Origin of the sequence: Geomonas silvestris (assembly GCF_014193515.1) — a bacterium.
Taxonomy (GTDB): domain Bacteria; phylum Desulfobacterota; class Desulfuromonadia; order Geobacterales; family Geobacteraceae; genus Geomonas; species Geomonas silvestris.
The window spans coordinates 237,656-259,860 of sequence record NZ_BLXX01000001.1; the positions used below are offsets into that span (position 1 = coordinate 237,656).

A 22,205-nucleotide genomic window follows, 5' to 3' on the forward strand; every position below is an offset into this window, starting at 1 on the left:
TGGGAAAGGTTCATCGGGAAATTCAGGGAAGCTGGAAAGGGTTGCTCTACAGCACGGCTGTCGGCCTGACGTCCTCCCCTTTGCGAAGGGGGGACGAGAGATCTGCCACAGCGCTTCGAGGAAAGGAAAGCTCGCGGTTCCCCGGAATTCCCGGAAGAACCTTTTTTTGCAAAAAAGGGCAGCAACGCCTGAGACAGTTATCTGTGTTGGAAACTCGAGGGAATGGCGAGAGGGCGCAAGCCAGGACGGAGCTGAAGGAAGCCAGGGAGTAAGGATCCAGGCCAAGCACCGAGACGATTGCCTGGGGAGGGTCTATCCCAGCAGATTAGGAAAGGTGGTCGACAGGCCGGTCAAAATAAACTGGACGCCGAGAGCAAGGGTAATGAGGCCGAATATTTTCGTCAGCACGTCCAAACCGGTGGATCTGAGCACCCTGGCGATAATCGGCGCCTTCAGGAAAGAAAGCCAGATTACTGCTGTTACGATCGCAATCGCCACCAGAATCACCAGGTGGCTATTGAGGTCGCGGGTACTTGAGGAAGAAAAGAGGATAATGGTCGACATGGTTCCCGGCCCTGTCGTGAGCGGAATACCAATGGGAATGATCGCGGTCGAGATCACATCGGAGAGACTGTTGTTCACAACCGAAGGCTCGAATTTCTCGTTATTGACGCTCATCATCGAGAACCCGGTCTTAAGCAGCAACAGCCCTCCTGCTATTCTGAAGGCAGGGATGCCGATCTCGAAGAAGTTGAGCACCGCAACACCGGTGAAAAGAGAGACGACCATCGTGGCAAATGAGGTCAAGGTGGCGATATTGCAGACCTTCAGGTGTTCCTTAGGCGAGAGGTTCCTGGTAAGAGCGAGAAAAAGGGGGATGGCGGCCACGTTATTGGCAACCGCGAACAGCCCAAGTACGTAATGCTGCAGAGACGTTCCGATCAGAGTTCTTGTCATAGTTGAGGTACTTCCGTTTTCATTTTGCTCCGACTGATGTCATCCCACGGGAGCGATCTGCTCTCCCCATTCAGGGCACATTGTCAGAAGGCCACCTAAGATAAGGGTCACGGCTGATGAAGTCAATAAGGGAGATCAGGGAACCGGCTCCCCCTCGCCTTCCTTCCTGCCCCCAAAAACAAACCCGCCCATTCAGCAGGAGAGCTGAGGGGCGGGTTCTTTTCGCCTTTATTTTTTGCCGGTCTAGAAGAGGTAGTAGAGCGAAGCCCCGACGCGATAGCCGTCCTGCCCGGTGACCCTGGTGTCGGTGACTTTCAGCGTCTGGTCGGTGGCGGTCAGGTATGCCACGTTCGGCAGCACGTAGAAGTTGTGCGCCACCTGGATGTAGCTGGAAAGTTCGAACACGAAGTCCTGGTTGGAGCTAACGTGGCTCGTTGCCGTGTTGAAGTTGGCGTCGATTTTCGCGTCGAGGGTGAAGGTATGGTTGACCTCCTTCTCGAGGCCCAGGGAGAGGGTGTGGGTATCCGGATTTGCCTCACCGCTTCTGAGGTTGGCGCGGTAGATGGCGTACGGGGTGTGGTGGCGCGGCAGGTTCATGCTCGCGGCGATGAACGGGCTGACGTCGGTGCTGCCGGTACCGCCGTTGCGGGTGCCAGCGGTATCGAACTTGAGACCCAGACCGGTCACCACGGTAACGGGAGCTTCCTCGCCACCCAGAAGACGGTACTTCCCTTCCAGGGCAAAGTCGCCGATGCCGTCGCGCTTTTCGGTATCGGCGGCGCCGCTTGCGAAGCTGGCGCTCGTGCGCTCGTTGAAAAGGTAGGGAACCGAAGCCGTCACCTCGAGTCCGTGCAGAAGCCCGATGCCCACGGAGAGGTTGGCCTCGCTCGCGTGACTTTTGATCTTGCCGTTCCCTTCCACCGGGTCATGCAAGTTCCCTTCGATGCTCGAGTACTCGTAGAGCGCCTGCATCTCGACCTGCTTCGGCTCCAGAACGTCGGTGACGAGGAGTTTGTGCTCGGCCTGAGCGGCAGTTGCGGTCATCAAAAGTCCCATTGCTGCCATAACAACTTTCTTCATCTAACTTCCCTCCTGGTGATTTGATTTCCACAACCATCTACGCCGAACCGCTGCGCTGGCGGAACCCGTACTAGCGGAAACAGTGGAAGAACTGCAGGCAGCACAGTCACAACGGTCAGGCACGCACACGCGTGGAAAATAGACCTTCGACTATTACGCCATTTTCACACTAAAAACAACCCTCAGAAACACCGGGCCTGGTTGCGAAAGCCATGGACGGGACATGCTTTCTTATGAAGACCTGGATGGACTTTGACGAAGAGCCATGTGAAACTATCATGGTCAGAGTTGATCACGCCTAGCATCAATTTCGACCAATCCCCTGGGGCATAACAGAAGATTTTTACCAACTACCCCACCGTTAGTACCATCGGCAGAAGATTATTACCAACGGCCTCGCCATCAGTACCATCGGCAAAAGATTATTACCAACGGCCTCCCCGTTAGTACCATCGGCAGAAGATTATTACCAACGGCCTCCCCGTTAGTACCATCGGCAAAAGATTTTTACCGACGGCCTCCCCGTTAGTACCATCGGCAGAAAATTATTACCGACGGCCTCCCCGTTAGTACCATCGGCAGAAGATTATTACCAGCTGCCTCCCCGTTAGTACCATCGGCAGAAGATTTTTACCGACTGCCTCCCCGTTAGTACCATCGGCAGAAGATTATTACCGACTGCCTCCCCGTTAGTACCATCGGCAGAAGATTATTACCGACTGCCTCCCCGTTAGTACCATCGGCAGCAGATTATTACCGACTGCCTCCCCGTTAGCACCATCGGCAGCAGATTTTTACCAACCGAACTGCCGCTGGTAACGACCGATGATCGGGGAGCAGCTTGTAGCAACCACACCGCAACCAGTACCATCGGCAGCTTAACCTGCGCGATTGCACCTGGAAAAGGCCTTGTAACAGACGGAAATTCGTCAGAGGGATCTACGTGAGGTAGGAAAGGCTTGAGAGGAAAAGCACAACGTGGGAGCCGTAAAACGACTCCCACGAGGGACAACTTCTTACAGTGCGATGATGCTGATGGGATCCGACCAGGCGCTGGTTCCGTTGGGACCATGATACCTGAGGGAGAAGAAGTACTTGGTTCCGGGCACAAACCCTTTCAGTGCGATCTGGCAGAGGGTATGGTGCCCTCCATCGGTGAAGGATTCGGGGTCGTTGGGAGTGGTCGTATAACGGACCTCATACGTCCCGCGACCGACGATCTGCTTCACGATAAGGATGAGCTCACCCGTGTCGCCATGCTTTACTCTGGCTTCCGGCACCGGGGTCGGGCCGTTCTTGCTTTTGCTCTGTCTGCCTTGTTGCTTTTTCTGGTCGAACCCGTTGTCCTGGAGCAGGCTGGGGTCCTTGCGCGTTTTGCTGAGGATGACGACGTGCTGCCCCCACATCATGGCATGTTCTAGCACCTCGAGCCGCTTTTCATCGCGTTCCTCGTTGGCACGTCGCCCTCCCCCGTTCGCGGCGGCTTGGACCGATGCGGCATAATCGACGTTAATTTTTTCGAGCAGGTCGGGTCCCGGCACGTCAGGCGAGATGTTTTGCAGTCCCGGATGTTTCCTGCTCATTTCGATGATGGTGTTCACCTTTACGATCAGTTCGGCATGGCTTAGCCCCCGCAGGTTGATTTCGAGAAGATCGAGACCAGGTAGCAAGACTATCACCTCCTTCGCGGCTCAGCTGTCCAACCACGGGCAAAAGTTACCAAGTGCCAGCCGTCATGTCAATACAATCTAATTTGTTTTTTCACATTTTACCTTTTACAAAATCCGAACTCTTCCCGCAAAGAAGCTGCATCCCATCTCGAAGACCATGATTTTGTGGACAATCCGCGCGGCCCACCCGGGGACTAACCGATGGAAGCGATCCTGAAACCGGCAGGTGCTTGGGTTTTTCAAGAAGTGGTCGCCAAGGGAAGCTTTGTTCCGCGTCGAGAGAAAGGTATGATCAAGCAGCGATTCACCTTTAGGGTCAAAGCTCCACAATTCATGTTTATCCGAAACGCTACTAGCCCCCATTCCCTCTAAAGTCCTATATACTCGTCCATGTTTCTGAACGTTGGGAGCGGCGAAGGACACCCTGATGCCCCCCGTCGCTTCAACAGTGAGGTCTAACGTTGGCTCAGCGAGGTTGACTCGCGTGCGGCTTTTAGTTTTTTCAAGAAGTGTTTGCCCAGGAAGCTTTGTTCGATGTCGAGGGAAAGGAGCCGGTCGAGCATCGGGACGGTCACGGTAAAGGCAAGTCGGTCGGGAGGGAGTAGCCAACGCATCGCTATGTCGGTGGCTCCAATCAGGGCTTGAGGTACCGAAAGACTGGGGAACAGGGAAAGCATCAGACCACAACCCGAACCAAAGGGTGCCGTGACCGGGGCGGGATCGTCCGGGTGAGCGTGGTGGAAAGCGCCCCACATGAGCACACTCAGTTGATCGGGAGTGACGAAGAAGGTTACCGTCTTAAGATACTCTGCCAGCGCCAGTTGCACGGGTCCGACAAGAAGATGGCCGTGCTCCGGGCGATAGGCAGGATTGGCGTCCAGCCAGGCGTTGGTGAGAGCGGCGCTCTCCCGGACCCCTTCCTTCACCGTCAGGAAGTTAACGAAGACCTCCCGGCTGGGGAATTTCCCGGTGTCGGTCAACCAATAGCTGCAGCCGGGGCACTTGGCTGTCGCAGGAGTTATGTCGATCGTCTCCCCTCTTTGCCAATCGTCGTAGTGATCGAACAGGCAGCGTTTGGCTTCCGCAAGGGGAGCAAACCGGCTCGGGTCGGGGGCGTCGTAGATAGCGACGGGACGGGTATCGAGTCCCATGATGGCGCATAAAGCGTCGAGAGTCATCGGCATCACTCTTCTCCTTGCTCAAGTCTCTGCACCAGCCGGTTCGCCAGTGTCGACATCAGTGAAACAGCCTCAGCAATCTGTTTCGAGTCCAGCCCGTCGGCAATTTCGGAGGCCCACTCCTTCTGCCGGCCATCAACCACTTCCATAACTTCTTTGCCATGCGGCGTCAGCAGGTAGAGCTTGGCCCGCCGATGGGCAGGGTTTGCGGTGGTCTCGGCAAACCCGTCTTCCACGAGGCAGTCCGCTATCCTCTGCACGTTCTGCCGGGCAAGCCCCCTGCGGCGTGCAATCTCGGACACCGTGGCGGGGCCGTGGTTCAGAATCCCAAGCACTTGCCAGCGCGCGCTGGTCAGCCCGAGATCCCCGACCAGCTGGTCTCCGGCAGCGATGAGCGCACCGTTCAAGCGAAACGTTTCCAGGACAAGGTTGGTAAAGTTGATACCGGAAGGGGTGGTCTTCATCGGGCCTCCTTTGTGACAGCACCATGGCATTTTGACACCATGTTGTCAATTCAAAAAAAAGCACAGCAGAGGTGGGGATGGCCCGCGCTACGCAGCCAGGCTCTAAGGTGACCAGTTCAGGTACGACACTTGACTTGCTGAAATGATTCCGATAGCGTGTTGCATGCTTGCGACGTGAGGGAAGATAATGCGATGAGTACCTCGTCCAGTTTGAATACCCACAGGACGATGGAAGGAAAGGATTCCGGACAATGATCTGCCCGTACTGCAAAGAAACCATTCTCGATGGGGCCATCAAGTGCCGTTACTGTGGCTCGATGCTGAACGCCCAGCCCTACGGATCTAGCGCCGAATCGGTGGACGACGCGGAACTCCGCGCCTTCATCGGGAGGAACTGCGACTACTACACCGCCCAGTTCCAAAAGTTCACGGTGACGGGCCGCGAGGAGTTTGCCCCTACCTGGAACTGGTCGGCGTTCGGCTTCACCTTCGTCTGGATGCTGTACCGAAAGATGTACTGGCAGTCGGCGGTAACGTTCCTGATCTTCTGTGTTCCCGGCGTCAATCTCCTGCTCCACATCGCTGTCGGCATCGTCAGTAACTACCTCTACTACCGGCACGTGCTGGGCAAGATCTCCGACCTGAAACGGACCTCGACGCCGCAGAACCTCTCCCCCGCCCTCCAGCAGCTCGGCGGGGTTCACACCTGGGCTATCACGGTAGGTATCGTGGCCGCGGTTATCCTGGTGCTGTCGATCTCCTTCATGTTCGCCACCATTTCCACGCTTATCTTGGGCGGCATGCACTGATCACGTCGCGATTTTCAGTCGGTCACGATGTCGGCCAGGAGAGGCTGCGCGATGCGCAGGTAGTCTTGGGTGTTGAGTACCATCGAGGTGTCGAGGCGGCCGGCGTTGAAGGCTAGTTCCTCGTGCCGCTCGATGAGCTGCGGGTCGACGATGAGACGGACCTCGGGCCACAGGGAAAACGGGGGGACGGCTCCCATCGGACAACCGGTCGTGGCGGTCGCCTCCTCGGCCGGGCAGAGCGACGCCTTCTTGCCTCCCGCCACCTGCCCCAGCTTCTTGAAGTCGAGCTTCCGATCACCGGAGAGAACCGCCAGGACCAAAAGGCCCGGCACACCCTTTACCTGGCAGAGCATCGCCTTGGCCCCCTGCCCCGGGGCGGTGCCCCGGATCTCGGCAACGCGGGCCGAACTCCCCTCGGCTGAATGCGTTATTACCCTAAACCGCGCGTTCTCCCGTTGCAGCAACTCCTGCAGCTTTTCAAAAACCTCCATCGAAATGCTCCTCTTCGTTTCTAGTCTTTTGGGACCGGGTTTTTCCGGCGTGGAAGCGTCCTTTCCTTCTTTCAAACCTGCCTTGCCCGGCTAAGCCTTCCCAGCAATACCACGTCTGCAAAGCGAAGCCAACCCGCAGACGCACCGATCTTAAATGTGATGCCAGCCAGCAGTGGCTTGATGGGCAGGTGCGAATGACCATTCTCCCTACAGGTCACAGATACCCAGGCCGATTCTTACCGACAAGCCGGCCAGGCGTCCCCGAAATTCCCTGAAGATAAAAAAAGGGACGGGCACCTTCCGGAGCCAGTCCCCCTTGCGAACACCTTTAAGCCGCACCTCTTGGAACGTTTAGATCCTACCGGTGCCCCCTCCTTACTTCGTGGCCGATTTCGTCAAGGCAGGCCTGGATAGCCGTGGTGAGCGCCTTGAAATCGATCGGCTTCACGATGTAGTCGTTTATCCCCAACTCCATCGAGACGCTGAGGCGGCGCTTGTCGCTGTGGGCTGTAAGCAGGATGATCTTCGTTTCGGGCCGTAGCGCCTTTATCTTCGCGGCCAAGGCGATACCGTCCATCCCCGGCATGGTGATGTCGCTGATGACAATGTCGGGGAAGTGCTCCCGGAAGAGATCCAGCCCGCTTTTCCCGTCGTCCGCCTGAAGGATGGTGAGATAGGCAAATTCGTGGGTGATCAGGCGGCAGCTGAGCTCGCGTGACTGGTCATCATCCTCAACCATCAACAACTTCATCCCAGCCTCCTTTCTCGACACCTTGCTAACGCATGTTCTGAATCGGATAAGCCTGCTGCCGCGTTGCCGCTCGAGGGCTGCAGTCTCTGCCGGGACCATCTAAACTAACAACTAACTGTTATACCCGGTATCCTACGGACGGGCAATCCGGCGCCAACGGAGCGAGGGTGAGCCAGCTGACCCGTGGCGGGTACAACGGAGAATCGCCCCGAAGCTCGAATCCGTTCCAGCGTAAGTCCTCACCGATCAAGGGCAGGACGCCTTACCGCTCTTCTTGACACCATTGTGCCACTGCAGGTGCAGGAGTACCATAGAGAAAGGTTGCCTGGAGAGCTACAGGCGCGGGAGAGCGTTGGGGTTTGGCCTTTACGGGAGGTGGGCAATGAAAACGATCCTGATCACCGGAGCAAATCGCGGCATCGGCTTCGAGACGGCGCGGCAGCTTGCGCTGCGCGGCTTCCATGTTGTTATCGGGGTGCGCTCCGAACAACAGGGGCAAAAGGCGCTGCATGACCTGGAAAAGACGGGAAGAGTGTCGCTTCTGGTCCTCGATGTGAGCGATGCGCAGAGTATCGCCAGAGCTGCCGGAAAGTTTGCGGAGATCGGTAAACTGGACGTCCTCATCAACAACGCGGGTATCTATCCCGATGAAGGGGTCTCCATTGTCACGGTGACCCGGGAGCAGATGCTCACCACACTGCAGACCAACACCTTGGGGCCGCTCGAACTGACCCAGGCTTTTCTGCCGTATCTCAAAAAGGCTGCGCCGTCACGCGTCATCAACCTTTCCAGCGGTTACGGCCAGATCGAGGGGCTTTCGGCCAATGCGCCGAGCTACTGCCTGTCCAAGCTGGCACTGGATGGCGTCACGATCATGCTCGCGCAGGCGCTGAAAGCGGACAGCATTGCGGTGAACGCCATGTGCCCGGGCTGGGTCAAGACGGACATGGGCGGCGCCTCCGCCCCGCGCTCGGTGGCCGAAGGGGCGGACACCGCCGTCTGGCTCGCCGCCGAAGCGGATCAGAATGTCACCGGAAAGATGTTCCGCGATCGGAAGGAAATCCCGTGGTGAAAAGAGCGTAAAGGCGGCCGCAAGGACAGCCTTTGACCTCGAAGCCCGGCTGGAAAGAGTTCTGCCGCCGGCGCTTCGGGTCGGCGGCTTAGCGCTCTGGTCGCGTCGCAGCAAAAAGGGGACTGGCACCTTGCGGAGCCAGTCCCCTTCGTGTTTCCCATGACCGGCGGGGATGTTGAGATAGACCCGTTACCTTGGGAGCTTGCGGTGAGCACCCCGACAGAGCCTGTCAGAAAAAACCCACTTCCGACAACGGAACATTTCACTGCTATTCCGGTCGCCGCGAGAAACAGAAACCCTGCTAAGCAAAGGGGAACGGGCACCTCGCCGAGCCTTCCCCGCGTAGCTCCGACAGTATACGGCCCGGGTGCATTAAGTGCTAAAGAAGTGCAGGAGAATTCCGATACGGTCCAGTGGTGCCACACAACATCAGTAGGGAGACGGTATGAAGTTAAGAACTAAGGTAAATGCAGCAGTAGTGATCGTCTTTGCGGTGACGGTACTCACCCTTATCGTCGCGGCATTCTTCAGCTCGCGAAGCATCATGAGCACCATGATCGAGCACGAGCAGGTGGGTCTGGTGCGCGACAACGCGGCCAACGTGGACACCTGGATCAAGAGCAAGCTCGCCATTATCGACGCAGGCGGTGCGGACCTTTCGGCGCACGCCGACAAGGAGTACGTCCACAACCAGGTGAAGGTGCTGACCGCCGCCGGGAACTTCAAGAAGGTCTACGCAGGGTACGAGGACGGCTCGGTGGTCTGGTCGGACGACTGGGTCGCCCCGAAGGACTACGACCCGCGCAAGCGCCCCTGGTACACCCAGACCAAGGCCGAGCCGAAAACCGGACTGACCCCGCCCTACATCGCCTCGTCTTCCGGGAAACTGACCATCTCGTTCATGAGCCCGCTGTCGGCCGGCGGCACCCTGAACGGCGTGCTCAGCTCGGATATCGCGCTCGACGATATCATCAAGCGGGTCATGGACATAAAGCTCGGCAAGTCCGGCTACGCCTTCGTGGTGGACGCCAAGGGGAAGATCCTGATCCACCCCCAGCAGGAGCACGTGCTGAAAAAGAACCTGGCGGATCTCTCCCCCGACCTCAAGGAGATGACCGAGAAGTTCGCCGCCCGTCCTGATGCGGTCGCCCAGTACGACCTGAACGGCAAGACCCAGATCCTCTCCTATGCCAAGATCCCCACGACCGGCTGGTACCTGTGCGCCACCACCGACAAGGCCGACGTCTTCGCCCCGGTCTCCAAGCAGCTGGCGGCCTTGTTGACCATCGGCCTCAGCTTCCTGGGGATCGGCGCCGCCATCGTGGTCGTCTTCATCGGCAGGCTCTTGAAGCCTCTGGGCTTTTTCTGCGAGCGCGTCGCCGACATCGCCCAGGGGGATGGGGACCTCTCCCGGCGCATCGACGTGGGCGAGCGCAAGGATGAGATCGGCGTCCTGGCCAACGAACTGAACCACTTCGTCCAGTACATCCGCGACATCGTGGTGCAGATCTCCGGGGTCTCGACTACCCTTTCCAGCGACGCCGAGAAGCTCTCCAGCATCTCGGGGCAGATCTCGCACGGTTCCGAAGAGGTGGCCGAGCAGACCGCCATGGTGGCCACCTCGAGCGAGGAGATGTCGGCCACCGCTTCGGACATCGCCCAAAACTGCCACCGCGCCGCCACCAACGCGGGTCAGGTGGCAGATCGCACCCAGGCAGGCTTCCGCGTGGTCTCCAGCACCGTGAACGGCATCCGGCTGCGCGGCGAGTTGACCCAGCAAAACGCACGGGCCATCTCCTCGTTGGGCGAGCGTGCCGAGCAGATCGGCGCCATCGTCGGCACCATCGAGGACATCGCCGACCAGACGAACCTCCTGGCGCTGAACGCCGCCATCGAGGCCGCACGCGCGGGCGAACAGGGGAGAGGTTTCGCCGTGGTCGCCGACGAGGTGCGGGCCCTGGCCGAGCGGACCACCAGGGCGACCAAGGAGATCAGCGACATGATCCGGGCCATCCAGCAGGAGACCAAGTCCGCCATGTCCTCCATGGAGGCAGGGGTAAGCGAATCGGCCCGGGCGATCGAGGAGGCAAGCGAAATCGAAGAGTCGCTGCGCAGCATCCTGGAGCAGGTCGACTCCGTCACCTCCCAGGTGAACCAGATAGCGACCGCGGCCGAGGAGCAGACCGCGGTGACCCACGAGATAACCGGCAACATCCAGCAGGTGACCAGCATCATCCAGCAGACCGCCCAGGAGTCCCAGGTGGTCTCGAGCACCGCCGCGCAGCTCTCCGACATGGCCGGCAACCTGCGCAGCATCGTCGGGAAGTTCAAGCTGTAGTAGAAGTCCTCTTTGCCAACGTCAAAGGCCCCCTGGTTTTCCAGGGGGCCTTTTTTTGGGTCATGGCAGCGCAAAGCAACAGGGGACAGGCACGGGGCAGAATCAAATCCCCCCTGTCCCCCCTTTTTCAAAGTGGGGAACGCGAGGTCAGCTGCAGTGTTTCATGGCGGGTACTCTGAGCTTTTGCGGAGAAACCAAAACTAGCCCCTCAACGGATTGTTGTGGGGCTAGTTGCTCATTTGCCGCGACGCTCTTTGGCCGAGAAACGATGGTGCCTAGGGACTCTCCAGCTTGAGCTTGCGGTACAGGGTCGCCAGGCTGATGCCGAGCTGCTCCGCGGTGCGGGCCTTGTTGTCCCCCAGCGCATGCAGCACCGACTGGATGTACTCGCGCTCCACGGACTCCAAGGAGCGGATGCCAAAGGCGGTGGACGGCCTGAAGGTGGCCTCGCGCACCTCGGGCGGCAGATCCTCGAGCTCTACCTGGTTGCCGCGGCACAAGACCACTGCGTACTCGATGGCGTTTTGCAACTCGCGGATGTTTCCGGGCCACAGGTAACCAAGGAGCTTGTCCGCCGCCTTGTGGGTGAAACCGGTGACCCTTTTGTGCATCCCCTTGGCAAGCGGCGCCAGGATGAAGCGGGCCAGGGGGAGTATGTCCTCGGTGCGCTCGCGCAAGGGCGGAATCTTCAACTCGATCACCTTCAACCGGTAGTAGAGATCCTGCCGGAAGCTCCCCGAGGCTACCGCCTCGCTCAGCTTCCGGTTGGTCGCCGAGATGATCCGGACGTCGATCTTGCGCGAGGCGTTCTCCCCGATGCGCCGGATTTCCCTTTCCTGCAGGGTCCGCAGGAGCTTCACCTGCATGGCCGAAGAGACCTCGCCTACCTCGTCCAGGAAAAGGGTCCCGCCTGCCGCCGCCTCGAAGAGCCCCACGCGATCCCGGTCGGCCCCGGTGAAGGCCCCTTTCACGTGACCGAAGAGCTCGCTGTCCAAGAGCGTCTCCGAAAGAGCGCCGCAGTTCACGGCCAGAAACGGCTTCTTCGCCCGCCGCGATTGCCGGTGCACCTGCAGCGCCATCTGCTCCTTCCCCACCCCGCTCTCCCCGGTAATGAGCACCGAGGAATCGACCTCCGATACCAGTGAGGCGAACTCGAGCACCTTCTGCATCGCCACACTTCTCGAGATGGAATAGTAGTGGCTCCCCTCGCATTCGTTGCGCAGGTAGCCCAGGTCGTGCCGGTAGTTCCTGAGACGCTTCTCGGTGCCCAGGAGCTTCCTGCGCAGGTCGTCGCAGATCGACTCCACCGGCTTCATCTGGTAGTAGGGGAGGTACGGCTCCAGCTCCGGTCCCCACTGTTCCCGAAACTTCCCCCTGATCCTGCAGAACTCGTCCCCCTTCGCGATGCACTTGTCCTCGATGAAGTAGACCTCGCGCCCCTCAAGGTACGACACGTAGCCGCTGGCAAAGGCCGCGTGCCGCCAGCAGACCGCCTCTTTGGAGAGTCCCGAGAGCATCAGGTGCTGCTCCGCTTCGTAGGAGTCTTTCATGATGGTCTCGACCAGCGGCTCGTCGCCCAGGCCATCGGTGCGGCGCCTGCCGACGATCTCGCCGATGCCGTGCCAGGCGCTGAGCAAGGGCCCCAGTTCGCCCTGCTTGGCCTCAGCCCAGGCCTCCGGCATCTCTTTCTCGACAGTCTGGGCCAACCGCCAGCCGTGGGCGTACGAGGCCCTGGTGAAGATGATGCGAAAGGTCTCCGGCCCTAAGACCTCGAGGAGGTCCTTGCGCAACAGGCTCTGGGCCGCCGCGTCCATCAGATAGACCCGCTGGCCGAGGAACCGGATGACGCCCCCCTTGGGGTTGAAGGAGAGCAGCTCGCGGAAATCAAGATCGGACGTTTTCATCGGTTTGCACCCGTTAGCGTATACGACATCCTTGTAATAACGAAAGGTTATAAGCCTTTCTTCTCAAATCTGAGAAAACCTTTCGCAAATTTAAGGCAACTCGTCAATAGGAAATTTGGAAACCACTGTAAAGACACGCACCTACAGAAACCCCGCACTGGCACAGCTGCTGCTACCTCTGTTCTCAACACCCCTTGTAGGAATTTGAACCGGCGCGGGTCCGCGGCAATGCCGGTACGCGGTTCACACCGTCTCTTAACCGGGATACGGAGCTTACCGTTTTCCCAAGCCAGCCGGCGCGGCGGCAAACGGTCGCAGCCGTCGCGAGCGGGGGAGCCTCGGCCTGCAAGGGGGTCCGAGGTGGAGTAACCCGGCCAGTTTACGCGGGTCATTAATAAACGGGAGGAAAAAATGGATCAAGACACTCCGCAGCATGAAAAAGAGATGGACAGCTACACCCAGGAAGTTCTTGAGCGCGGGGTTTCGCGGCGCAGCTTCCTGTCGCGCACGGCGCTCGGCGCAGCCGGCGTCGGCCTGCTTGGTGTAGCCGGCTTAGGCACGAAGAAAGCCGAGGCGGCCCAGGGGACCGAGGCATTGGAGTTCGCCAAGAGCTCCGACGGGGGGGCGACGCTCTCCTTCCTGCCCAAGCCGAACCCGATCTCGGACAAGGAGATCAAAACCACCCTGACCTTCGACGTCATCGTGGTCGGCGCGGGGGCCTCGGGGGTCCCGGCGGCCCTCTCCGCCGCGGAGAACGGCGCCAAGGTGGCGGTGATCCAGAAGCACCCGATGCCCATCTCGCAGGGGAACACCGGTTCCGGCATCGACCTCGCCACCAGCGAGAAGGCCGGCATCGAGGCGCTGGTCGCAAAACTCATGGCAGACAACAACCACCGCTGCAACCCCGCGCTGTTGCGCCAGTGGGCCTACAACTCGGGCGAGGCGGTGCGCTGGGTCATCAACCGGGCCAAACAGGCGGGCTCTCCGGTGGTCGACCAGGGAACCGGGCCGCAGCACGGTATCGCCAAGGTGAACGGCTACACCCTGAACTACGTCACCTCGTTCTTCGGGCCGAAGCCTTACACCGCCGGCGACGGGATGCGCCACCTCGCGAAGACCGCCGAGAAGGCCGGCGTCAAGTTCTTCTTCAACATGCCGGCCCAGCAGCTGGTGCAGAGCAAAAGCGGCGAAGTCGTCGGGGTCATCGCCAAGGGGAGGGACGGCAAGTACACCAAGTTCCTCGCCAAGAAAGGGGTGATCCTGGCGACCGGGGACTACCAGAACAACGAGGCGATGTGCAACTACTTCATCCCCGACCTGAAGCACTTCGGGCGCAAGCAGATGGACCGGACCGGCGACGGCTTCGCGATGGCGTACTGGGCGGGGGGGGTGATCGAGCCCATCGGCCACACCAAGATGCTGCACGACTTCGACGCGGGCCCCGCCTCGATGTGCGACATGCCGTTTCTGGCCGTGAACCGCGAGGGGAAGCGTTTTGTCAATGAAACCGTCGACATGTCGCTTTTCAACAACTACCTGCGCGACGCCAAAAACGCCGGCCACTACAGCCAGATCTTCGACGCGAACTACATGACCCAGGCCGCCAAGTGGCCGGGCAAGCTGGTCCCGCCCGAAGGGCTGAAAAACTACATGCCCGACGATCCGAGCCCCAAGAAGGGGGTCTTCGATTCCCTCATCAACACCCACGTGGCAGACACCCTCGAAGAACTCGCCAGGAAACTGGAGATCGATCCCAAGAACTTCGTGGCCAGCGTGAAGCGCTACAACGAGGTGGTCGCCTCGGGCAAGGACAGCGACTTCGGCAAGCCCGCCGACCGCCTGATCCCGGTCCTTCAGGCACCGTTTTACGGCATCCACCGCAGGGTGCGCGTCTCGACCATCTGCTCCGGGATCCTCGTGAACGAAAACCACCAGGCACTCGATGCCGACGGCAAGCCGATCAAGGGGCTGTACGCCATCGGCAACCTGGGCGGCGGCTTTTACGGCGGTGTCGACTATCCGCTCACCGTGTTCGGACTGTCGCTTGGGCGCTGCTACACCTTCGGCTACCTGACGGGAAAACACGTGGCGAAGCTGTAACGACGGGTGCCTGACCTTTGTTGAGCCATACGTCGATTGAGCCGTCGACGACATTTAATCGGGAGGAGTAATGAAGAACAACATCAAACAAAGACGGGGCTTCAGGTTTGCCCCTGCACTGGTTGCCCTGGTGATCGGTATCTGTGCTGGTGGGGTCTATGCGGCCCACGCGGCAGACGCAAAAGGCGGGGATCTGGGCAAGCTGCACGCAAGCGCCGGCGTTGCCTGCGCCATGTGCCACGTCGACGCGAAACACCCCGCGCCGGTACCGATGGAAAAATGCCTGGGCTGTCACGGCGATACCCGCAAGCTGGCCGAGAAGACGGCCAACGTCAAGCCGCGCAACCCGCACGAAAACAGGCACTACGGCACCGAAGCCGACTGCAACATCTGCCACCACCAGCACAAGAAATCGGAGAATTTCTGTCTCCCGTGCCACCAGCCGTTCAACTTCGACGTGCCCTAGGCAGGCGGTTTTACTGCACCGCTTCCCTCCTTGGGGACAGCGACACTTTTGCGGACACCACAACTTTATAGATACGGGAGACAGCTAGATGAAAAAGAGATTTTTAAGCGCGTCGGTTATCGCAGCGGCCCTCGCCATGTCCACTCCGGCCCTGGCCCTGGAGCTCACCCCCTACGGCGCGGTCCGGGTCGGCACCTGGTACACCGCGAGCACCTACTACGCCTATCCGGCCGCCAGCGCCACGAGCCCTGCTCGCGGGACCGCGCAGCACGACGGCGACTTCACCCTCGACCTGCAGGGCGACAGCCTGGTCGGCTTCCGCGCCAAGGAAGGGGACTTCTCCGGCGTCGCGGAGATCGGGGCTTACAACCCGAAAAACCGCAGCGCGGGACTGGAGCTGCGCCTTTTGTTCGGCGAATGGGACTTCGGTGCCGGCAAGCTGCGCGTCGGCTACGCCCCGAGCCCGTACGTCTTCCGCTCGGAGCAGACCTTCGACAGCGACGGCGGCTTCAACGGCTACGGCTCGCTGTGGGACGGGCGCTACGCACAGATCAAGGTCACTGCCAGTAACGGCCTCTACCTCACCCTGATGAAACAGGGGACCGGCAAGGCGGCAGGCGGCGGCAACGACCTCATCGTGGTTCCCGGCAGCACCGACAGCGCGGTCAACGGCAACAACTGGAACGGGACCGCCTTCACCAACACGGCGACCCAGTACGCGGCAGCCAACACGAACTACGACACCTTCGCACCGAAGACCATCGTCGGCTACGAGGGAAAATCGGGGATCGTGAGCTACGGCGGCGGTGTCGCGGGGAACTACTTCAAGGTGACCTCCTCCGCCAACGACGCCGTCGCCTACCAGGACGAGATCTACTCGTACCTCGCCTTCGCGCACTGCAAGATCGATCTGGCCCCGGTGGAGATCAAGCTCAACGCCTACAGCGGGCAGAACATCGGCAACCTGATGAGCAACCCCGGTGCGGCCAACGGCTCCCTGTACTTCAGGAACACCGCAGGCCAGACCGCCAACGCCTATACCTACGGCGGCTGGGCCCAGGTCGGCTACCTGATGAACGAGAAGGTAAAGATGTTCGCCGGTGCCTCCTACGAGTCCAACGACACCCGTCTCACCGCAGCCGACGAGCGCATGGCGGCTTTCGCGAACGTCCAGTTCGCGGTGACCAAGAACCTGAGGATCGTTCCGGAGTTCTCCTTCCTGAACGACATGACCAACCGCCTGGGCCAGCAGGAGCCGCGCATCTATGCCGCCGGCGCCAAGTGGGAGATGACCTTCTAACGCGTTTCACGAAGGTTCACCCCTGGTGAGCCTCCTCGTTGCCGGGGGGAGCGATCCCCCCGGCCTTTTTCCCCGGGCTTCAAGGGCCTTTTTTTTTCACGTGAGGGGAGAACGTCCGGCATCGGGCGGCCACCCCGGCAGGAGAGAGTATGCCGCGCACCACACTGAGGTCACTTTTCGCACTGCTGTTGGTCATGATGACGGGGGTTTCGGTCCAGGCGGGAAACATCAGCGCCGAGATCGCCAGCGACTTCGCACCGCGCTCCGGGTACCTGGTACGGGCGGCGGGGGATGGCTACCTGATCGACCTCGACGCGCGGCAGCAGGTCGCGGTCGGCGACCTCTTCGCCGTGGTAGCGCCGGGCGAGCCGATCGTGCACCCGGTGACCCAGGCGCTCGTCGGCAGCGAGGACACGGTACAAGGGCTTTTGCAGGTGACCCGCGTGAAGGCGGGCTACTCCGAGTGCCGCGCCGTGGGGACCGCGGCGGCCCTGAAAAGGGGCGCTCCCATCCGACGCTTCCAGAACATCGACGCCAGGTTCTGGGACTACACCGGTTACGGCGAGAGCCTCTTCCGCGAGCTGCAGGCCCAGGTGCCGCTGCTGCAGTGGCAGGACTACCGCGCCACCCAGGAGCGCCGCCCTCCCCTGCCGGCTGTCGCGGCGAGCGAGCAGCCCTCGCTCTATTTCATCTTAACGGGGTCGGGACTCGAGGTCCGGGCCCCCGATTTTTCCCTCATGCACCGCTACCCCTTGGCTCTTCGCGGTGACGGGGAGCCTATGATGCGTCCTGCCACGGCTGCACTACCTGCCACGGTGGCAGCGGCGGGCCTGCCGGCCCCCTCCCCTGCCGGTTCCGCAGCCGCGCAGCGCATCTGGACCGGCCCGATACTCAAGGGAACTCCGGTCGGTCTCGAGATCGGGGATTTCGACGGGGACGGGAAGCAGGAGATTGCCGTGGCCTTCGGGGACCGCGTTGAGATCTTCCGCCTGGCGGGCGAAGAGCTCCGACAGCTGGCCGTGGTGCCGTTCGAGCGCTCGCTCAGGGCGTACCACCTGGACGGGGCCGATCTCGAGAAGAGCGGCAGGATGCAGCTCTACCTCTCCGCCGTCACCGGCTCCGGCAACCCGTCGGGGCTCAGCATCGCCTGGCGGGACGGTGCCTACCGCATCACCAGGGCCAAGATCCCCTGGCACCTGCGCCGCATTACGCTGCCGGGCGAGGGGAACGTTCTGGCCGCTCAGAAGATGGGGATCCAGGGACGGGAGTACGCCGGCCCGGTGTTCCGGGTGATTCTCGCGGAAGACCGGCTTACCGAAGGCGACCCGATCCCGGGGCCGGCGCAGGCGAACCTTTACGACTTCACCCCGGTAACCTCGAGAGGCGGGATCTCCTTCGCGCGGTTGGTTGCCGACGGTTATCTTAAGATCGTGACGCCGGATGGGCGGGAGCTCGGGGAGACGGTGGACAAAACGGGAGGGAGCGAATCTCACCTGGAAATGGACGAAGAGGCGCAAACCGGCGGGGAGACCCGGGTCGTCTACCTACCGGCCCGGTTCGAAGCGACGGAGCGGGGGGAGGTCCTGGTGCCGGCCAACAGCGCCGCGAGCCTGCTCTCCCGGGTGAGGAGCTTTTCCAAGTCCCAGCTGCAGGCGCTGGTCCTAAGCGGCGGCACCGTACAGGAGGCCTGGCACACCGAGCCCGAGAAAAACTACCTGGCCGACTTCCGGGTGGCGGAGGCGGCCAACGACGGAAAGCGGCGCCTGGTCACGGTGGTCGCGTTTCCCGAGGGGGGGCCCTTCTCCTTCTCGCGCAAGGCGGCGCTGCAGATCTACTCGCTGCCCGAACCGCGCGGCGCGCAGTGACAAAGGACCTTAGGTAGAAAACAGCACAGATTCGGCAGGGGAGCCCAAAAGAACGAGGCGGGGATGGAGTGACATCCCCGCCTCGTTTTGTGTCTGCTCGTCGGGAAACAGCTTCAGTAATCGCCGTAGGGGGCGTTCCGTTCGAGGTACTCCTGCATCGACTGGTACAGCTTCAATTCCTTCTTCAGGTAGGTCAACTCATCCGGGGTATAGACCTGGTTCCCCTTGGCGATCTCTTTTTGCAGCCGTTCGATCCGGTTGTCGACCGAATCCACACGGTTTGGGCAGTTGACGTTATCGAGCATCGCCACCAGCAGGCATTCGTCCTTCTGGGGAGCGGCTTGTCCCGGGTCCCCGGTCGCAGCCCAGACGGGGAGCGCCCAGATGCCAAGCGCCGTCGCTACTGAAAGTAATCTGGCAGTTCGCTTCATGATGCCTCCTTATCCAGTCACGCATCGAGGGTTTCTGAGCCTCGATGCGCGGCTTCTTGGATTTCATACAAAATGGTAGGAGCCTCGCCGGCAGTTGTCAAGGGTGTGTGGATTAGTGCAGTGGCGCAGGGATGGAAGAGAGGGAGAGAGACAGACACGAGCAGTATGAGCCATGGAGTGCTCCCAAGATGACACAAGAGCGGGCCGGGATTCGTCTTGGGCTACGAGATGCGGGAACAGCGTACTGACAGTCAAAAGCAACGAAAGCCCCGCAGCATGATCGCTGCGGGGCTTTCTGTATGGTGGCGGTTCAGGGACTTGAACCCCGGACACTACGGATATGAACCGTATGCTCTAACCAACTGAGCTAAACCGCCAAAACTTATAATGATTACCTGGCCTTCGGCGCTTCCGTCGTGCGCCTCAGGAGTTTTCCTTTATAGACGAGCCTGACTTTTTTGTCAATTAAAAAATCTGGGTCGCCGTTTTTTTCCCGCCGGGTGGCTGGGGCGACCCGGAGCGTGCTATTTGCTGGCCTCGAGGAGCTCGACGTCGAAGATGAGCGTGGAGTTCGCGGGTATCGCCCCGGAACCGCGCTCGCCGTAGGCAAGGTCGGGCGGGCAGACCAGTTTCGCCTTGCCGCCGGGCTTCATCATCTGCACCCCTTCGGTCCAGCACTTGATCACCTGGTTCAAACGGAACTCGACGGGCTGACCGGTCGGGTAAGAGCTGTCGAACTCCTTGCCGTCCACGAAGGTCCCGCGGTAGTTCACCTTCACCTTGTCGGTCGCCGCCGGGGAGGCCCCGTTCCCTTCCTTGACCGGCACGTAGACCATGCCGGACGCGGTCTTCACCGCCCCCTTCTCCTTGGCCGCCTGGTCGATCACCTCTTTGGCCTTGGCTGCGAGCCGGTTCCCCTGGGCATCGCGGCGCGCCACGGCGAGCTGCTGGATCTTGTTCTTGTAGGCCTCCATCTCGACGAGCGGTTTGTTCCCCATGATGCCGTCGCTGAGTCCCTGCTTCACGATGTCCAGTTCCTGCGGAGTGAGATCGAAGACGCTCAACTGGCGCGCCATGACCTGGCCTACGGCATAGAGAGTCTTCTGATCATCGGTTTGAAGCGAGTTCTGATCCTGACCGGCTGCACATACTGGCAGGGCCAGCACCGTTACGAGTGCTGCTGTGACGAGTGAACGCATTGTCGTGGTCTCCAGTGTCATGAAAGTAGTTATGCCATACGCATGAGAGCGAAGTATAGCAAGCGGCGGCTCTGTGTAAAGGTAGCCGCGGGTTTGGGGGGGCCGGTAAAAGAATCTAAAGGCAAATCCCCCCTGTCCCCCCCTTCGCAAAGGGGGGGGCGCTTCGGGCCCTGTTATCCGTTGTAGAGATGTACTTAGTGCTCCCGGCAGAATCGGAAAACACGATACGCAGCGACCCAGGCGTAAAAAAAGCACCCCGTGAGGTGCTCTTTCTTGTTCTGGTTACCAAGCTCGCGCTATTTCTTCGCCTTGGGGGCCTTTGCCTTGGGAGCTTTCGGGGCCTTGGCTGCGGGCTTGGCTGCCCCACCCTTCTTGGCCTCGATGTTCGCCATGCGGACCTCGCGCGCCTTGGCCAGGTTGTCGGCCAGACCGCGGTCCTGGGCCATCTTCCTTCTCGCCTCGGAGTAGCTCTTGGCGGAAAGCGCCTGCTTGCTGGAGATGCCGAACTGTTTCTTGTAGGCACCCGGCTTCATGCTGTGGGCGGTGCTCAGGTGACGGGCCAGGGTCTTGAAGCCCCCCTTGCCGCAGATGAGACAGACGACCTCATTCTTCTTGAAGGCCTCCTTGACGCTCACCGACGGCTTGGCCTCCTCGGTACCCTCAACCGGCTGTCCCGCCTCAAGACCTTTGAGTGCTGCATGTACTTTGGCGATTTCGGCGAGAAGCTCGTCGGAAGTCATCGGTGTACTGGAAGCGTGCGATGCTACGAGTTGTGCTGCGATTTCAACTAAGGTCGCCATCCGCTACCCTCCTTATATAGAAAATATATGAGAAAGATTATGGACAGCGACAAAACTAATGTCAATAGCTATTTGGCAGAATAACTGTCAGAAAGGATCTGTAGAAAGAAAAAAGTTGTCTCAACGAGGTGGCAAAGAGCTGATTGAGTGTCGTGCTTATACCATGTGTGGAAGCGCTATGGTTCATTTTGATACATGACAGGATCCGAAAGCGGGTGACTCTGAGGGTCACAAGGGAAAATTTCTGACAGGGTACAAGCTGTAAAGAATTGTTAGCCTAACGTTCTCATTCTCCATTGTCAGTTGGAAATCGACTCCTCTCAAGCTGCGGCGAACCAGATACTGTGATTGGTCAGACAAGCGCAGCACAGGCAGCACCAAGGAGCGCGGTGCGGTCGTTGAGGATCACCTTGACCGGGATGGTGGCAAGCAGATCCCCCAGGCGCCCCTTGGTGCGAAAAGCATAAAGAAAGATCGGCTCCTTGAGTTTGGGAAGGATGCGCGGCGCGATGCCGCCCCCCAGGTAGACGCCGCCGGTGGCCAGAAAGCGCAGGGCGGCGTTGCCGCATTCCGCGCCATAGACGGCGACGAAGATCTCCAGGGCCCGGGCGCAGAGGGGGGAGCTGCCCGAAAGGGCCGCGCTGGTGATCACCGGGGCCGGGTCCCCCTGGCTGAGCGCCGCTGCCACGGAAGGCTCTTCGTCCGCGTACCGACGCTCGCACAGGAACCGGTAGATGTTGACCAGGCCGGGACCGGAGATGACGCGCTCGTAGCTGACCCGGCCGAACTCCCCCGTGAGGTAGTGCAACAGTTCCGCCTCCTCGTCGCTGCGCGGTGCGAAGTCGGCATGCCCCGCTTCGCTTGGGAGCGGCCGGTGCCGCTGTCCGTCCCAGTAGGCAAGCGATTCACCGAGGCCGGTGCCGGCGGAGACGACAGCGATGGTCCCCGTCGGATCGGGATTGCCGGGGTTGAGGACGAGCAGGTCCTCCTCCTTAAGCGCGGCGATGCCGTAGGTGTTGGCGGCCAGATCGTTCACGAGCAGTACCCGGGGAAGCCCGAGCTCGCGGGCGAGCAGGGCGCCGTCGATATGCCAGGGGAGGTTCGGGGTCTCAACCGTCCCCTCGAGGATGGGACCGGCGATGCCGAAGCAGGCGCGCTCCGGGGTGAGCCGGTGCTCGGCCGTGAAGCGTGCCACGATCTGGTACAGGGTTTGGTACTGGGCACTGGGGTAGTGGGACTCGGCAAGCGCCAAGAGTGCGCCGTCCTTTACCCGGAAAAAGGCGAGGCGGGTCGAGGTTCCTCCCACATCTCCTGCGAGAATCAGCATGAC

Annotated in this window: 19 protein-coding genes and 1 tRNA gene; 7 read left to right on the forward strand and 13 right to left on the reverse strand. The window is 60.5% G+C overall.

Annotation, left to right across the window (positions count from 1 at the left end):
* Positions 1–312: 312 nt before the first annotated feature.
* The 5 genes from GMST_RS00975 to GMST_RS00995 all read right to left on the reverse strand — a co-directional run bounded on the left by GMST_RS00975 (position 313) and on the right by GMST_RS00995 (position 5,349).
* Positions 313–957 (reverse strand): MarC family protein, encoded by a 645-nt coding sequence (locus GMST_RS00975; protein ID WP_198424525.1) that lies wholly within the window; start codon positions 955–957, stop codon positions 313–315.
* Positions 958–1,200: 243 nt separating this feature from the next.
* Positions 1,201–2,037: a transporter family protein gene (locus GMST_RS00980; protein WP_183352731.1), complete on the reverse strand. Its 837-nt coding sequence runs from the start codon at positions 2,035–2,037 to the stop codon at positions 1,201–1,203.
* A gap of 1,016 nt (positions 2,038–3,053) precedes the next feature.
* Complete coding sequence (locus GMST_RS00985; protein ID WP_183352732.1) at positions 3,054–3,707, reverse strand: fibronectin type III domain-containing protein; 654 nt, start codon at positions 3,705–3,707, stop codon at positions 3,054–3,056.
* A 455-nt stretch (positions 3,708–4,162) separates the two neighbouring features.
* Complete coding sequence (locus tag GMST_RS00990; RefSeq protein ID WP_183352733.1) at positions 4,163–4,891, reverse strand: DUF169 domain-containing protein; 729 nt, start codon at positions 4,889–4,891, stop codon at positions 4,163–4,165.
* Positions 4,891–5,349: a MarR family winged helix-turn-helix transcriptional regulator gene (locus tag GMST_RS00995; protein WP_183352734.1), complete on the reverse strand. Its 459-nt coding sequence runs from the start codon at positions 5,347–5,349 to the stop codon at positions 4,891–4,893. Before GMST_RS00995 ends, GMST_RS00990 begins: the two co-directional genes overlap by 1 nt.
* 251 nt (positions 5,350–5,600) lie before the next feature.
* On the opposite strand from GMST_RS00995, the gene GMST_RS01000 reads away from it, so the two are divergent.
* Positions 5,601–6,158 (forward strand): hypothetical protein, encoded by a 558-nt coding sequence (locus GMST_RS01000; protein ID WP_183352735.1) that lies wholly within the window; start codon positions 5,601–5,603, stop codon positions 6,156–6,158.
* A gap of 14 nt (positions 6,159–6,172) precedes the next feature.
* Here GMST_RS01000 and GMST_RS01005 read toward each other — a convergent pair whose 3' ends face one another.
* Both GMST_RS01005 and GMST_RS01010 read right to left on the reverse strand, forming a co-directional pair.
* Positions 6,173–6,649 carry a YbaK/prolyl-tRNA synthetase associated domain-containing protein gene (locus GMST_RS01005; protein WP_183352736.1) on the reverse strand — a complete coding sequence of 159 codons (477 nt, stop codon included), beginning with the start codon at positions 6,647–6,649 and terminating at the stop codon, positions 6,173–6,175.
* Positions 6,650–7,007: 358 nt separating this feature from the next.
* Positions 7,008–7,400 carry a response regulator transcription factor gene (locus tag GMST_RS01010; RefSeq protein ID WP_183352737.1) on the reverse strand — a complete coding sequence of 131 codons (393 nt, stop codon included), beginning with the start codon at positions 7,398–7,400 and terminating at the stop codon, positions 7,008–7,010.
* A 382-nt stretch (positions 7,401–7,782) separates the two neighbouring features.
* On the opposite strand from GMST_RS01010, the gene GMST_RS01015 reads away from it, so the two are divergent.
* Positions 7,783–8,472 carry an SDR family NAD(P)-dependent oxidoreductase gene (locus GMST_RS01015; RefSeq protein WP_183352738.1) on the forward strand — a complete coding sequence of 230 codons (690 nt, stop codon included), beginning with the start codon at positions 7,783–7,785 and terminating at the stop codon, positions 8,470–8,472.
* Between the two features lie 445 nt (positions 8,473–8,917).
* On the forward strand, positions 8,918–10,810 hold the full coding sequence (locus tag GMST_RS01020; protein ID WP_183352739.1) for a methyl-accepting chemotaxis protein: 1,893 nt from the start codon (positions 8,918–8,920) through the stop codon (positions 10,808–10,810).
* A 275-nt stretch (positions 10,811–11,085) separates the two neighbouring features.
* Here the strand turns inward: GMST_RS01020 and GMST_RS01025 are convergent, their stop codons facing one another.
* Positions 11,086–12,714: a sigma-54-dependent Fis family transcriptional regulator gene (locus GMST_RS01025; protein WP_183352740.1), complete on the reverse strand. Its 1,629-nt coding sequence runs from the start codon at positions 12,712–12,714 to the stop codon at positions 11,086–11,088.
* A gap of 411 nt (positions 12,715–13,125) precedes the next feature.
* Here GMST_RS01025 and GMST_RS01030 point away from each other — a divergent pair, with 411 nt between their 5' ends.
* The 4 genes from GMST_RS01030 (at position 13,126) to GMST_RS01045 (ending at position 18,445) form a co-directional block, all read left to right on the forward strand.
* Entirely contained in the window at positions 13,126–14,814 is a 1,689-nt protein-coding gene (locus GMST_RS01030; protein WP_183352741.1) for an FAD-dependent oxidoreductase, read from the forward strand.
* 70 nt (positions 14,815–14,884) lie between these two features.
* Positions 14,885–15,280 carry a cytochrome c3 family protein gene (locus GMST_RS01035; RefSeq protein ID WP_183352742.1) on the forward strand — a complete coding sequence of 132 codons (396 nt, stop codon included), beginning with the start codon at positions 14,885–14,887 and terminating at the stop codon, positions 15,278–15,280.
* Positions 15,281–15,368: 88 nt separating this feature from the next.
* Positions 15,369–16,580, forward strand: a complete 1,212-nt coding sequence (locus GMST_RS01040; protein ID WP_183352743.1) for a hypothetical protein — start codon at positions 15,369–15,371, stop codon at positions 16,578–16,580.
* A gap of 149 nt (positions 16,581–16,729) precedes the next feature.
* A complete protein-coding gene (locus GMST_RS01045) occupies positions 16,730–18,445 on the forward strand; it encodes an FG-GAP repeat domain-containing protein (RefSeq protein ID WP_183352744.1) in 1,716 nt (571 codons plus the stop codon).
* Positions 18,446–18,558: 113 nt separating this feature from the next.
* Here the strand turns inward: GMST_RS01045 and GMST_RS01050 are convergent, their stop codons facing one another.
* From GMST_RS01050 to glk, 5 genes are all read right to left on the reverse strand, one after another.
* Positions 18,559–18,876 carry a hypothetical protein gene (locus GMST_RS01050; protein ID WP_183352745.1) on the reverse strand — a complete coding sequence of 106 codons (318 nt, stop codon included), beginning with the start codon at positions 18,874–18,876 and terminating at the stop codon, positions 18,559–18,561.
* A gap of 300 nt (positions 18,877–19,176) precedes the next feature.
* Positions 19,177–19,253 (reverse strand) — tRNA-Met (locus tag GMST_RS01055).
* Between the two features lie 147 nt (positions 19,254–19,400).
* Entirely contained in the window at positions 19,401–20,075 is a 675-nt protein-coding gene (locus GMST_RS01060; RefSeq protein ID WP_183352746.1) for an FKBP-type peptidyl-prolyl cis-trans isomerase, read from the reverse strand.
* A gap of 296 nt (positions 20,076–20,371) precedes the next feature.
* On the reverse strand, positions 20,372–20,875 hold the full coding sequence (locus GMST_RS01065) for a Ros/MucR family transcriptional regulator (protein ID WP_183352747.1): 504 nt from the start codon (positions 20,873–20,875) through the stop codon (positions 20,372–20,374).
* A 352-nt stretch (positions 20,876–21,227) separates the two neighbouring features.
* Positions 21,228–22,202 (reverse strand): glucokinase, encoded by a 975-nt coding sequence (gene glk / locus GMST_RS01070; protein ID WP_183352748.1) that lies wholly within the window; start codon positions 22,200–22,202, stop codon positions 21,228–21,230.
* Between the last annotated feature and the right edge of the window lie 3 nt (positions 22,203–22,205).

Coding starts and splice junctions, on each gene's coding strand:
- GMST_RS00975 (WP_198424525.1), bottom strand. CDS start 957: ATGACAAGAACTCTGATCGGAACGTCTCTGCAGCATTACGTACTTGGG.
- GMST_RS00980 (WP_183352731.1), bottom strand. CDS start 2,037: ATGAAGAAAGTTGTTATGGCAGCAATGGGACTTTTGATGACCGCAACT.
- GMST_RS00990 (WP_183352733.1), bottom strand. CDS start 4,891: ATGCCGATGACTCTCGACGCTTTATGCGCCATCATGGGACTCGATACC.
- GMST_RS00995 (WP_183352734.1), bottom strand. CDS start 5,349: ATGAAGACCACCCCTTCCGGTATCAACTTTACCAACCTTGTCCTGGAA.
- GMST_RS01000 (WP_183352735.1), top strand. CDS start 5,601: ATGATCTGCCCGTACTGCAAAGAAACCATTCTCGATGGGGCCATCAAG.
- GMST_RS01005 (WP_183352736.1), bottom strand. CDS start 6,649: ATGGAGGTTTTTGAAAAGCTGCAGGAGTTGCTGCAACGGGAGAACGCG.
- GMST_RS01010 (WP_183352737.1), bottom strand. CDS start 7,400: ATGAAGTTGTTGATGGTTGAGGATGATGACCAGTCACGCGAGCTCAGC.
- GMST_RS01015 (WP_183352738.1), top strand. CDS start 7,783: ATGAAAACGATCCTGATCACCGGAGCAAATCGCGGCATCGGCTTCGAG.
- GMST_RS01020 (WP_183352739.1), top strand. CDS start 8,918: ATGAAGTTAAGAACTAAGGTAAATGCAGCAGTAGTGATCGTCTTTGCG.
- GMST_RS01025 (WP_183352740.1), bottom strand. CDS start 12,714: ATGAAAACGTCCGATCTTGATTTCCGCGAGCTGCTCTCCTTCAACCCC.
- GMST_RS01030 (WP_183352741.1), top strand. CDS start 13,126: ATGGATCAAGACACTCCGCAGCATGAAAAAGAGATGGACAGCTACACC.
- GMST_RS01035 (WP_183352742.1), top strand. CDS start 14,885: ATGAAGAACAACATCAAACAAAGACGGGGCTTCAGGTTTGCCCCTGCA.
- GMST_RS01040 (WP_183352743.1), top strand. CDS start 15,369: ATGAAAAAGAGATTTTTAAGCGCGTCGGTTATCGCAGCGGCCCTCGCC.
- GMST_RS01045 (WP_183352744.1), top strand. CDS start 16,730: ATGCCGCGCACCACACTGAGGTCACTTTTCGCACTGCTGTTGGTCATG.
- GMST_RS01050 (WP_183352745.1), bottom strand. CDS start 18,876: ATGAAGCGAACTGCCAGATTACTTTCAGTAGCGACGGCGCTTGGCATC.
- GMST_RS01060 (WP_183352746.1), bottom strand. CDS start 20,075: ATGCGTTCACTCGTCACAGCAGCACTCGTAACGGTGCTGGCCCTGCCA.
- GMST_RS01065 (WP_183352747.1), bottom strand. CDS start 20,875: ATGGCGACCTTAGTTGAAATCGCAGCACAACTCGTAGCATCGCACGCT.
- glk (WP_183352748.1), bottom strand. CDS start 22,202: ATGCTGATTCTCGCAGGAGATGTGGGAGGAACCTCGACCCGCCTCGCC.